The organism is Bacteroides sp. CAG:189 (assembly GCF_000432295.1).
Classification (GTDB): domain Bacteria; phylum Bacteroidota; class Bacteroidia; order Bacteroidales; family Bacteroidaceae; genus Bacteroides; species Bacteroides salyersiae.
This window is the reverse complement of the sequence record NZ_HF990986.1, coordinates 15,359-28,493: the sequence shown is the minus strand read 5'-3', so window position 1 is coordinate 28,493 and position 13,135 is coordinate 15,359. Positions and strand designations below refer to the sequence as shown.

Here is a 13,135-nt window from a genome sequence, read left to right as displayed (position 1 = left end):
AACTAAAGAAGAAGAGAATTAATTTTGTTCCTCGGATGAAAATTCCATCAAATAGGCTTTAATGAAGTCTTCGATCTTTCCATCCATCACTCCATTGACGTCAGAAGTCTGATAATTAGTGCGATGATCTTTCACACGGCGGTCATCGAATACGTAACTTCGTATCTGCGACCCCCATTCTATCTTTTTCTTTCCTGCTTCCACTTTTGCCTGTTCGGCCATACGGTGCTGTAGCTCTTTATCATATAAGATAGAACGCAACTGGCGCATGGCATTTTCCTTGTTCTTAGGTTGGTCACGGGTTTCGGTGTTCTCGATCAGGATTTCCTCTTCTTCACCAGTATAAGGGTCTTTAAACTGATAGCGCAAGCGCACACCCGACTCCACCTTATTTACATTCTGACCTCCGGCACCACCCGAACGGAAAGTATCCCAGGAAATACGTGCCTGCTCGATATTCACTTCGATACTGTCGTCAACCAACGGAGTGACAAAAACCGAAGCAAAAGAGGTCATTCGTTTTCCTTGTGCATTATATGGAGAAACACGCACCAGACGATGTACCCCATTCTCCCCTTTCAAATAGCCGTAGGCATAATCGCCCTCTATCTGGATGGTACAGGTCTTGATACCTGCCTCATCACCTTCCTGCAAAGTAGAAATAGTGGCCTTATAGCCATTCGTTTCGGCATAGCGCAGATACATACGCATCAGCATGGACGCCCAATCCTGACTCTCCGTACCACCGGCACCGGAATTTATCTTCAGAACACAACTCATCTGATCGGCCTCACCGCGAAGCATGTTTTTCAGCTCCAGATTCTCAACCGCTTCCAATGCTTTGGCATATCCTTCGTCCACCTCCGCCTCGGTGACAAGATCGTCTTTATAGAAATCGAAAGCCAGTTCCAGTTCATCACTCAGTGTCCTGACATGATTATAACCCTCAATCCATTTCTGAAGATCTTTCACCTTCTTCATTTGCGCTTCGGCACGCTTCTGGTCATCCCAGAAACCCGGAGCTTGTGTCCTTAATTGTTCTTCTTCGACCTGAATTTTCTTCCCGTCGATGTCAAAGATACCTCCTCAGCGCATCAGTGCGCTCTTTCACGTCTTTAAGCTGTTCAATAGTAATCATTTCGATTTATAATTTAGCGATTTACAATTTACGATTGAAGTTACTTTATCCAATCATTTTATTAGTCTCAAGGGTGCAAAGATAAACAAAATTCTGCTACCTTTGCTTTCATAACTAAATTGTTATCATTATATGAATAAACTACTAAAATTATCCTGCCTGTCGCTATTTCTTCTGATGGCGGCAAGTGTAAGCAGCGCTTCTCTCAAAGATTACCGCTACGAGACAGTGCCCAACGATCCGTTGAAAGCACGTATTTACACACTTGACAATGGGCTGAAGGTCTATATGACCGTCAACAAAGAACAACCACGCATACAGACGTATATCGCCGTACGTGTAGGTGGTAAAAATGACCCTGCCGAAACCACCGGGCTGGCTCACTATTTTGAACACTTGATGTTCAAAGGAACCAAAAAGTTCGGAACACAAAACTATGAAGCCGAAAAACCGTTGCTGGACCAGATCGAGCAACAATTCGAAATATACCGGAAAACCACCGATGAAGCAGAGCGCACCGCCATTTACCATAAGATAGACAGCCTGTCGTACGAAGCTTCCAAACTGGCCATCCCCAACGAATATGACAAGCTGATGGCTGCCATCGGTGCTACCGGTACCAATGCTTATACCTCTTTCGACCAGACGGTTTATGAAGACGACATTCCTTCTAACCAGATAGACAACTGGGCAAAAATACAGGCAGACCGTTTTGAGAATTGCGTCATCCGTGGATTCCACACAGAACTGGAAACGGTATACGAAGAGAAAAACATGTCGCTGACCAAAGATCCGCGCAAGGTATACGAAACAGTGCTTTCTTCCCTTTTCCCACATCATCCTTACGGCACCCAGACCGTATTGGGAACACAGGAAGATTTGAAAAACCCTTCCATCACCAATATCAAAAATTATCACAAGGTATGGTATGTGCCCAATAACATGGCTATCTGCCTTTCGGGCGACTTCGATCCGGATGAAATGATCGCTACCATCGATAAATACTTCGGTCATTTGAAGCCCAACAAGAACTTGCCGAAATTAAACCTGCCGAAAGAGACGCCGATCACGGCGCCGATCGTGCGAGAAGTACTGGGACCGGATGCCGAAAGCCTGACATTAGCATGGAGATTTCCGGGAGCCGCCAGCAAAGAATTTGAAACGCTGCAAGTGGTATCGCAAATTCTGTATAATGGCAAAGCCGGACTTATCGACCTCGACCTCAACCAGCAACAGAAAGTATTGCAGGCTTACGGTTATCCGTTAGACATGGCAGACTATTCGGCACTGATGTTACAGGGACGTCCCAAACAGGGACAGACATTAGACGATGTAAAAAATCTGTTACTTGAAGAGATCAGCAAACTTCGCGCCGGAGATTTTGACGAAAAGATGCTACAAGCCAACATTAACAACTTCAAGCTCTATGAGATGCAGAGGTTAGAGAGTAATGAAGGACGTGCAGACATGTTTGTGAATGCTTTTGTCAACGGTGCCAAATGGGAAGACGAAGTAACCGCCATCGACCGTATGGCAAAACTGACCAAAGCCGACGTCGTCGCTTTTGCCAATAAATATCTGACGGATCAGAATTATGCCGCTATTTACAAAAAGCAAGGGCAAGATCCTAACGAGAAGAAAATGACCAAACCGTCTATCACACCGATCGTAATGAATCGTGACGTAACCAGCGACTTCTTGAGTGAAATACAAAATAGTAACGTAAAACCGATCGAACCTGTATTCCTCGATTTCAAGAAAGACCTCAGCCAACTGAAAGCCAAATCGAATATCCCCGTACTCTACAAACAGAACACAAGCAACGATCTTTTCCAGTTGATCTATGTATTCGATATGGGCAATAACAATGATAAAGTGCTCGGTACGGCATTCGACTACATTGATTATTTAGGTACTTCCGACATGACTCCGGAACAATTAAAAAGCGAATTCTATCGTCTGGCATGTACTTTCCGGGTAGTCCCGGGCAACGAGCGTACTTATGTCTTACTGTCGGGACTGAACGAGAACATGCCCGAAGCAATGAAGCTTTTCGAAAAGCTGATGGCAGATGCACAAGTCAACAAAGAGGCATACACCAATATGGTGGCAGATATTCTGAAATCCCGTAAAGATGCCAAATTGAACCAAATGCAGAATTTCCGTCGCCTGATGAGCTATGGCATGTATGGTCCGAAGTCTCCGGCTACCAATATTCTGACAGAGGCCGAACTACAGAACATGGATCCACAAGAATTAATAGACCGTATCCACAATCAGAACAGTTATCAACATCGCATTCTGTATTATGGGCCAACAAGCGAAAAAGAACTATTGGCTATCATCAACAAAAATCACCAGGCGCCCAAAAAGCTGAAAGAAATTCCTGTAGGCAATGAATTCCCACGTCTGGAAACACCGGTTACCCAAATCTTTATCGCACCTTACGAAGCAAAACAGATTTATATGACCCAACTATCCAATCGTGGCGATAAATTCGATCCGATGATCGAACCGTCCCGCCAGATGTATAATGAATACTTCGGTGGGGGTATGAACTCTATCGTTTTCCAGGAAATGCGTGAAAGTCGCGGACTGGCATATTCTGCATGGGCCGGATTGAACCGTCCGTCTTATCTGAAATACCCGTATATGTTGCAGACTCAGATAGCAACTCAGAACGACAAAATGATCGATGCCATCAAAGTCTTTAACGACATCATCAATAATATGCCGGAATCCGAAGCTGCTTTCAAGCTTGCCAAAGAAGGACTTATCGCCCGTCTGCGCACAGAACGTATCATCAAAAGCGACATTATCTGGTCGTATATCAATGCCCAAGACTTGGGACAGAATGTAGATAGCCGTATCAAACTCTATAATGATGCACAGAACATGACGTTGAAAGACGTAACCGATTTTCAGAAGAAATGGATAAAAGGACGCACCTATACATACTGCATCCTCGGTGACAAGAAAGAACTGGATATGGAAAAACTGAAAGAAGTAGGACCTATTCGGGAACTGACACAAGAGGAAATCTTCGGATACTAAATAGTTGCCATAAATACAGTTGAAAATTGAAAGTTGAAAGTCTGAATACAGTTAAGAGTTGAGAGTTAAAAACCAACAGTGCTGCTATCACACTGCAAGTAACTTTCAACTTTCAACTCTCAACTTTCAACTCTCCTCGTACATCTTGTCTATCACCTCCTTGTAGTTTTTAGCTACTACAGGGCGTTTCAACTTCAATGTATTTGTCAGTTCTCCTCTTTCCATGCTGAACGGTTCCGGTAGAAGTGTAAAGCGTTTCACTTGTTCATAATGGGCGAACTGTTGCTGCAATGTATCGATACGGGCGCGGAACAAGCCGATAATTTTCGGGTGTTGCAATAATTCTTCCATATCCTTATATTCAATACCTTTCTCTTTTGCATAATCTTTCACAAAACCATACATGGGCACAATCAATGCAGATACAAATTTACGCTGATCAGCGATAATCGCAATCTGGTCGATATAACGATCGATGGCTAACTTTGTCTCCAACGCTTGCGGAGATATATATTTCCCGTTGGACGTTTTAAATAAATCCTTGATGCGTTCTGTCAAATACAAGCAATCTCCATTCAGATAGCCGGCATCGCCTGTATGGAACCATCCCTCCTTATCGATAGCCTCAGCCGTAGCTTCCGCTTTTTTATAATACCCCTTGGTGATTGTCTTTCCACGCAGCAGAATCTCGTTGTTCTCACCGATCTTCACTTCCACGTCCGGCATTACAGTACCCACCGAACCGATTTCATACCCTGAATTCTGAAAACATGAAACGGTTGCCGTAGATTCGGTAAGTCCGTATCCAACCAGCATATTAATTCCTACCGAATGTACGAATTCACAAATTTCATCAGGAACCGCCGCACCGGCCGTCGGGAAGAAGTTACCATTCTCAATACCGATTGTCTTCTTCAGCAATGAATAAACTGTTTTTTCATAGAACTGATATTTCAAATGAAGCATCAGGGGAGGCGTTTTTCCTTTACGCAGGTAATCTATATTGTGTATCTTACCTACACGGATAGCATCGAGCATCAACGCTTTCTTTATACCGGTAGTTTCGGCTATTTTCTCCTGTACACCGGCATAAACTTTCTCCCAGAAACGCGGTACGCTACACATCAGAGTCGGACGAATTTCCTTAATCGTCATCTGAATATCCACCGGACGGAGGTTGATGCATATCTGTACTCCCTTATGGATACAGAGATAACTCCAAGCCTTCTCGAACACATGAGTCAATGGCAGGAAGTTCATCGACACATCTTTGTCCGACATATCCACCAGACGAATATCATGAATGCGGAAAGCTTCAAGGAAGCAAGAGTGATGCAACATGACTCCTTTGGGCTCTCCCGTCGTACCGGAAGTATATAAAATATTGGCCAGATCGTCTTCCGAAGCGCGTGAAGTACGTTCTTCCACCACATCATTATGAGGCAATCCTTCACCCATTGCCAGAAAATCATCAAAATAAATGGAAGATACGTCACGCCGGTCTTTTACCACAGAACGGTCGAATATGATAATCTGCTGCAACGACGGACAAAAACCGAATACACTGAAAGCAGCATCATACTGAAATTGTTCGCCTACAAAAAGAATACGGATTTGTGCATCGTTGATAATGTATTGTGCCTGTGCGGGAGAACTCGTCGCATACAGTGGGATGGTCACCGCCCGATTGGCAAAAGCCGCAAAATCCGTAAAAAGGCATTCCGGTTTATTTTGAGAGAAAATACCGATATTCTCTTTCTCCTGTACACCGAGTGCCACCAAAGAATTAGCAGCTTGCCTGACAGTTTTAGAAAACTGGTTCCATGAAATGGGAATCCATTGTGCGGTCTGGTAATCACGGTATCGGAGCGCTGTCTTTTCGCCATACTTTTCAGCCTGACGATGAACCAAGACAGATAAATGATGATAAGTCATATCTTTTGTTGTTAGTAAATACACGGCAAAGATATTAGTTTTATTTGAAACTATCGCCTTTTTCAATAATTATCAGTAAGTTTGCAGCATGAAATACGATGTATCTTACTTAACGACAGAGGCCGTAAGCCTTCTTAAATCGCTTATAGCCATCCCCTCGGTCAGCCGCGAAGAAGCACAAGCAGCCGACCATCTACAGAATTATATCGAAGCGGAAGGTATGACAACCGGCCGTAAAGGCAACAATATCTGGTGTCTCAGTCCGATGTTCGATCTGAAAAAGCCAACCATACTACTCAATTCCCACATCGACACGGTGAAGCCTGTAAATGGCTGGCGAAAAGACCCTTTCACCCCGAGAGAAGAAAACGGTAAACTCTACGGGTTAGGAAGCAATGATGCCGGTGCCAGTGTGGTTACCCTGTTACAGGTGTTCCTGCAACTATGCAGAACACAGCAGTCATACAATCTGATCTATCTGGCTTCCTGTGAAGAAGAAGTCTCCGGTAAAGACGGAATAGAAAGTGTATTAAAAGGACTTCCTCCCATCTCATTTGCCATCGTAGGAGAACCGACAGAAATGCAACCTGCCATTGCCGAAAAAGGTCTAATGGTGCTGGATGTGACCGCTACCGGAAAAGCCGGACATGCCGCCCGTAACGAAGGTGACAATGCCATTTATAAAGTGTTGGCTGACCTTGCCTGGTTTCGTGATTACCGTTTTGAAAAGGAATCTCCCTTACTCGGTCCTGTAAAGATGAGCGTTACGGTAATCAATGCCGGCACACAGCACAATGTGGTTCCCGACCGATGTACGTTTGTGGTGGACGTACGGAGCAACGAGCTGTATTCTAACGAAGAATTATTCGCAGAGATAAAGAAACATATCTCTTGCAAAGCCGAAGCGCGTTCGTTCCGTCTTAACTCTTCACGGATCGAAGAAAAACATCCTTTTGTGCAGAAAGCCATTAAGTTAGGACGTGTTCCTTTCGGGTCTCCTACCCTGTCGGACCAAGCTTTAATGCCGTTTCCATCGGTAAAAATAGGACCGGGGCGCTCATCACGTTCACATACGGCAGACGAATACGTCATGTTGAAAGAGATGGAAGAAGCAATAGACCTGTATCTGAAATTGCTGGACGAACTGGCTCTTTAGACAGGCGGAAGGGATAAATAGTTTTTTCAACAACAGGCAATAAGAAATATGCGCATTTTTAATAAAGAACACATTAGGCACAACATCCCCATGTTTTATACAACAACATCCGGATGTTCTTATATACCAAAAATAGATTTCTGACAGACAAGAAGCCATCTCCTTGCCTATCAGAAATCTATTTGATTATGTATCTCTAAGTAGTAAGCATCAAGTGATAAGTAGTTAAGAAGCAAGCAGTTAAACAGAAGCATCTTGTCTAATATATTTTCCTTGACTACTTAACTACTGATCATGAGTTATTCAGGTTAGTTAATAGAGAACTTAAAGACACAATGGCTATTGTACTTTTCACCCGGGCGTAATACAGCCGAAGGCCAATCGGGTTTATTTGGAGTATCAGGATACTTCTGTGTTTCAAGGCATACGGAAGCACGTTGATTATAAACAATACCTTTTTTACCCGTTATCGTTCCGTCGAGGAAGTTTCCTGCATAAACCTGTATACCGGGTTCATTGGTATAAACATCCAATACAATACCGGTTTTGGGAGATTCTAAAGTAACACATTTATGGGTGATATCTCTTTGGGTATTCAATACCCAATTGTGGTCGTATCCGTTTCCGTTCTTTAGCTGTACAAAATCAAAGTCATCGATACGGGCACCCACCGGAGTTGCCGTACGAAAATCCATCGGTGTTCCTTCTACAGGAGCTATTTCGCCGGTAGTCATGAAAGTACTATCCACCGGTGTATAATAATCCGCATCAATGGTCAGCAAATGATCGGAATTGCTGCCGGCATCACCATCCAGATTGAAATAAGAATGGTTCGTCATATTGACAATAGTCGGTTGATCCGTTTCTGCCTCATAGCGGATATCGATAGCGTTATCGTCCGTCAGTGTCATCAGCACTTTGCAAGTGATATTGCCGGGAAAACCTTCTTCTCCATCCTTAGAAAGATAGGTGAGTTCGAGTTCCTGCGGACCAGTCTGCCGGGCATCATATACCTGATATTGAAAACCGTTCGGCCCCCCATGCAAACAGTGACCGTAATTATTACGAGGTAAGACGTATTCTACTCCGTCAAGCGTAAAGCGACCTTGATTGATACGATTCGCATAGCGTCCGATACTGGCACCAAAATCAGACGGTATGGTGATATAATCCCGGATAGAATCAAATCCCAAAACCACATCCCGCATAACTCCTTCCCTGTCGGGCACCATTACGGAAACAATACGCCCACCGAAGTTCGTAATACAAACTTCCATGTTGTTTGCATTCCGCAATACAAATAAATCCGTCTTCTTACCATCTACTTCTGTCTGGAAATTACTTTTTAATAAACCGGACGCAGTCGGTTTTTCACCGGTAGCACAGCTTGCCAGTAAAAGGGCGCTCAATGCCCACATTGAAAATCTTTTCATACTAAATTATTTCTAAAAAAAACTATTCGATACTATTCAGCAGATCGGCTTTCCCTTCGTTCACCAGTTTCAAGATCAGTTCACCAAACAAGGTGTTCTGCCAAGCAAACCATGCACGGGTAAAGTCTTTCGGATTATCCTTGTGGAAAGATTCGTGCATAAATCCCGTACCGGCATCTGTATCCATCAGCATCTTCACACAAGTCTTTATCTCTTCATCGCTCCGGCTGGTAAAAGCTTTCATCATAATGCTCATCGGCCAAATCATATTATAACCGATATGCGGACCACCGATGCCTTCACCGGCTTTCCCCTTGAAAAAATAAGGATTGTCTTCGCTCCAGACAAAACGACGGGTATTCTGATAAATCGGGTCTTTCACATCAACATCGCCCAAATACGGCATCGCCAGAAGGCTGGGTACATTGGCGTCATCCATCAATAAATGATTTCCGAAACCATCGACTTCGAAAGCATATATCTTACCATACTTCGGATGTTTGTATACGGCATATTTCTTTAAAGCCGCTTCTACTTCTTTCGCAAGATCGGTACACTCTTTTGCCAGAGCCGTTTTCTTATTCACTGTTTGCAGAATCTCGGCAGCTTTGCGAAGCGAGGAAACCGCAAAGAAATTGGAAGGCACGAGAAACTGGAAAGTAGTAGCATCGTCCGACGGACGGAAAGTAGAAACGATCAGGCCTACGGGCTTCACCGGATTTCCTAATCCGTTGTTAGTCACGGTATCGAGTGCACGGTTCGTTTTACGCTCAAACCGGTAAGGACCGACACCCTCTTTGCGCTGCTGCTCCTTAAATGTACGAAGAATATTGGTGATGGCCTGTATCCACTCTTCATCAAAAATACTGTCATCACCGGTCACCTTCCAATATTGATAAGCCAGACGCAAGGGATAACACAAAGAGTCGATTTCCCATTTCCGTTCATGCAATTCCGGTTTCATATCCGTCATATCACTCATCCAATATCCACCGACCGGTCCATCATTAAACGCATTAGCATAGGGATCAAAAACAATACTCTTAAACTGGCGGTGAATAACCCCTGCAAGCATACGTTTCAATTCCGGGTCCGAATTGGCCAATTGTACATAAGGCCATACCTGAGCTCCGGAGTCACGAAGCCACATCGCGTGTATATCACCGGTATAGACAAAAGTATCCGGTTTCCCGTCACTGCCCTCACGGAAATGAACCGTCGTATCCAATGTATTCGGGAAACAGTTGGTAAACATCCAGGCCAGACGGGCATTCTTTAATAGTTTTTGCACACGGACAATCTCATTTTCTACGGCCTGCGAACGAAACAGACGTTTATCCGGCTCCGGACGATTATCCTTTTGGATGGCATCCGTCACACACACATGTTCGGTTGAAAATACAGTAGATGCAAATGCGCCCGGAGTACAGAATAATGCACCTGTAACAATAACGCCGATAAGTTTACTCGATATTCTTTGTGACATAAATCAATAGGTTTAAAAAACTGTTTAGTTAGTTATTCATTTTATTTTCAAGCATCTTTATAAAATAGCCCCCCACAACAGAACGCGCCTGGAAAGCCCGGTGCTCCGGTTTATCGGTAAATACCCAATCGGACATCGGGATGCGGTCGGTGGTTTCGTTCATGAACAGATAAACCGGTTCGATGAATTCCTCAAAAGTAGCTTTATCCGGTGCTAACGTAGCCGTCCACATGATCCAGTCTGTTTTGGTATAGGTCTGACGGTTATCCAATGGCAGTCCGTATCTATTTTGCTTCGTCAGATAATAGGGAATCTCCGTCTTTACGATTTGTTCGGGGAATATCTGCCAATTCATTAATTTATCCCAAACCAGATTATATTTCTGACTCCATGTACCGGATTTATCAAAAGTCAACTTATAATGATCACCGTCATTGGCCATCCGTTCCCATTCGACCGCCATTTCCTTCGCCTTTTGCGTATATTGTCCGGCAATCTCTTTTTTACCTAATTTATCAGCCAGATACCCGTAGGATGCGATACCCAAAATTGCCTTGACAGAAAGATTGGCATTATGGGCAAAGTGTCCGGCAAAGTCGTCAGTACAAAGTTGGTTTTCCGGATCGAGACCATACTCTACCAAATAATTTGTCCAGGTAGTCAATGTCTCCCAATGCTTCTTTGCATAATCGGCATTTCCTTCTATGGCGGCAATGACAGCAGTTATTATCAGCATATTTCCGGACTCTTCTACCGGCATGTCACCGTTGTACGTCTGACCATTCGCTAATGGATAGGTGCCTATATCGTGCGCCGCAAAAGGTTTAGTCCATTTTCCACTTTCGCTATAATAAAAAATGTGATTGAGCAGTGCTTTGGCTATTTCCGGGTTATAAAGTAAAAAAAGAGGAGCGGAAGGATAAGTAATATCCACCGTACCGATAGAGCCGTTACTGAAATTCTCTTTTGACAAGAACAGAAGTTCTTTATCGGGTGTTTCTACCAATTTATGGGCAGCAATAGCCTGTCGATAGGCCAATGCACAGAGTTCCGCATACTTGCGGCCACCGGCTTCGGTGGCTTCTCTCATAAGTTGATTATCGAAAGCAATCGCTTTGGTCATCAGTACGTCATACTCCCGTTCTGCTTTATGAAATTGGGAAACAATCGTCTCGTTTCCACTCCGGTTCCAGTAAGGACGAAGATTCTCACCAAAATACTGAACTGAATAAATATCATCATAACCAATCAGTAAATGCCCTTCCGAAACTTTCGTTTCGCCCAAAGAACGTACCAGCGCCAAACGGTCATATCCGTCCGTTCCGGTAGCAGAGAGTTTGCCTTCAACAAAACTTTTACGCAACTCCCGGCTACTGCCAGTAGCATATTGAGTATTCTCTTTATCGGCAGCCAGATAAAAATATCCCCAATCAATACGGACATCATCTCCTTTTTTAGCCAGCACTTTCTGATCACGACTACCGGTTTTCAGAAATACAAGATTTTCATCTACAAAGCTTTCTGCCGTAGAAGGTTGTCCGGCAAGGTCCACCGCCCATTGCGGAGAAGCCTCAAAATAAAGTTCGACAGCATGCTTTTGCCCATCAGTAGAAGCCACAGTATATGAAATGTAATTTACCGGACGCGCCATCAACTCCAGATCATCCATAAAAAGCGGAGCGGTAAACGTCAAATCTAAATTCACCGGGCCACAGGCAAATTTATAAAGAGTCTGCATTGGTTGTATTTCGACAGAAAGTTGCCGGGCTATTTGCACAAAACTACGTTGCCCTTCTTTCTCTACTGCCAATCCGAAATCAAGCAATCCGCCATGTGCGCGGTTGCGACAAGAGGCGGCTATAAGATTTTCACCCAGTTTCAAAGTAGCTACGACTTCTTCCGGCAATTTTGTAACAACATGTTTTTTCCAAGCATAGCCGGTATCGACTACTTTAATACCGTTTATGTAAATAACTGCGTCATCATCATGAGAATAATCCAAATAGACCTTTCGCCCTTGCAAATCGTCGGTTATATGGATGATACGGCGTACCCAGATATGTTCTTCTCCCCATTGGGTTCTGGCAGTAGGCTCACTATCCATCGTACCAAAAGCCGCCTCTCCTTCTTTCCATGAATGATCATTAAATCCGGGGTTTTGCCAGCCATCCGCCGGCTTACGGGTAGTATATTTTCCACTCCAAAGACTTTGCTCCGAAGTTCCGGCAAGCGTAGTGAATTCTGCATCCTCAGCACCCATAAAGCGATAAACCTGTCCGTCGACTTTTGCCACACCGATCAAAGGAAAATCTTTTCCCGTCCAGTGTTTCACGGGAGCATCGTAAAGACAGTCGGAAAATGCCCATCCGCTCGTATACGGATCGATTGTCACCAACGGATATGCCGGGGGCCTTAATTCATTCTTACTATCATGTTTTATTTTAGTATCACCACAACTACTAAATAATAATACCATTACACCCCAAACGAGTGTCATCCATTGTTGTTTCATCGTTTTCAATTTTGCCGTTATATAAATTATAAAAAATGTGTTCTTCATACGGGTACATTATAATTTGCAAAAAAAGGAAAAAAACAACCGGCGTTCCGGTAAAATCCAACCAAAAAATAGTAAAAATGAACCAATCGTGATAATGATCAATCTATTTTGGAAAAATCCGAAAGTTTTTTCAGTCAATACTTCCCCCAAAAGTAGAAACAGGTTCACGCAAAGGAAATATGATTTCACAAAGGAACACCATTTTAAGCAAATAAAAAAGCATTCATCTGTTGTAAATAAAAGAAAAAAGTATCCTATTCTGCCAAAAAAGTATCAGAAAATGCCCAATAGACAAATGAGCAATTTATTGAATGATTTATTTTCTACATTTGTCTCTGTTTTCACTTAGTTTGTAATTTGAATCCTAACAAGA

General features: G+C 43.5%; 7 protein-coding genes. 2 read left to right on the top strand and 5 right to left on the bottom strand.

All coding sequences use genetic code 11. The features are described 5' to 3' along the window. Positions 1–18: 18 nt before the first annotated feature. Positions 19–1,138, bottom strand: a protein-coding gene (gene prfB, locus QVP90_RS01360) for a peptide chain release factor 2 (RefSeq protein WP_122282116.1) whose coding sequence is annotated in 2 segments (ribosomal slippage) — positions 19–1,074 and positions 1,076–1,138 — 1,119 coding nt in all. Because the reading frame shifts where the segments join, the coding sequence is not laid out codon by codon here. Between the two features lie 132 nt (positions 1,139–1,270). On the opposite strand from prfB, the gene QVP90_RS01355 reads away from it, so the two are divergent. Next, complete coding sequence (locus tag QVP90_RS01355) at positions 1,271–4,192, top strand: M16 family metallopeptidase (RefSeq protein WP_007479084.1); 2,922 nt, start codon at positions 1,271–1,273, stop codon at positions 4,190–4,192. Between the two features lie 126 nt (positions 4,193–4,318). Here the strand turns inward: QVP90_RS01355 and QVP90_RS01350 are convergent, their stop codons facing one another. Continuing rightward, a complete protein-coding gene (locus tag QVP90_RS01350; protein ID WP_007479085.1) occupies positions 4,319–6,127 on the bottom strand; it encodes an AMP-dependent synthetase/ligase in 1,809 nt (602 codons plus the stop codon). Positions 6,128–6,215: 88 nt separating this feature from the next. Between QVP90_RS01350 and QVP90_RS01345 the strand changes: the two genes are divergently transcribed. Continuing rightward, positions 6,216–7,283, top strand: a complete 1,068-nt coding sequence (locus tag QVP90_RS01345; RefSeq protein WP_005927066.1) for a M20 family metallo-hydrolase — start codon at positions 6,216–6,218, stop codon at positions 7,281–7,283. 308 nt (positions 7,284–7,591) lie between these two features. Here QVP90_RS01345 and QVP90_RS01340 read toward each other — a convergent pair whose 3' ends face one another. From QVP90_RS01340 to QVP90_RS01330, 3 genes are read right to left on the bottom strand one after another with little or no spacing between them, the layout of a single operon-like run. Further along, a complete protein-coding gene (locus QVP90_RS01340; RefSeq protein ID WP_021935477.1) occupies positions 7,592–8,716 on the bottom strand; it encodes an aldose epimerase family protein in 1,125 nt (374 codons plus the stop codon). A gap of 22 nt (positions 8,717–8,738) precedes the next feature. Further along, a complete protein-coding gene (locus QVP90_RS01335) occupies positions 8,739–10,202 on the bottom strand; it encodes a glycoside hydrolase family 125 protein (RefSeq protein ID WP_005927072.1) in 1,464 nt (487 codons plus the stop codon). Positions 10,203–10,230: 28 nt separating this feature from the next. After that, positions 10,231–12,714 (bottom strand): glutaminase family protein, encoded by a 2,484-nt coding sequence (locus tag QVP90_RS01330; RefSeq protein ID WP_264381140.1) that lies wholly within the window; start codon positions 12,712–12,714, stop codon positions 10,231–10,233. Between the last annotated feature and the right edge of the window lie 421 nt (positions 12,715–13,135).

Coding starts and splice junctions, on each gene's coding strand:
- QVP90_RS01355 (WP_007479084.1), top strand. CDS start 1,271: ATGAATAAACTACTAAAATTATCCTGCCTGTCGCTATTTCTTCTGATG.
- QVP90_RS01350 (WP_007479085.1), bottom strand. CDS start 6,127: ATGACTTATCATCATTTATCTGTCTTGGTTCATCGTCAGGCTGAAAAG.
- QVP90_RS01345 (WP_005927066.1), top strand. CDS start 6,216: ATGAAATACGATGTATCTTACTTAACGACAGAGGCCGTAAGCCTTCTT.
- QVP90_RS01340 (WP_021935477.1), bottom strand. CDS start 8,716: ATGAAAAGATTTTCAATGTGGGCATTGAGCGCCCTTTTACTGGCAAGC.
- QVP90_RS01335 (WP_005927072.1), bottom strand. CDS start 10,202: ATGTCACAAAGAATATCGAGTAAACTTATCGGCGTTATTGTTACAGGT.
- QVP90_RS01330 (WP_264381140.1), bottom strand. CDS start 12,714: ATGAAACAACAATGGATGACACTCGTTTGGGGTGTAATGGTATTATTA.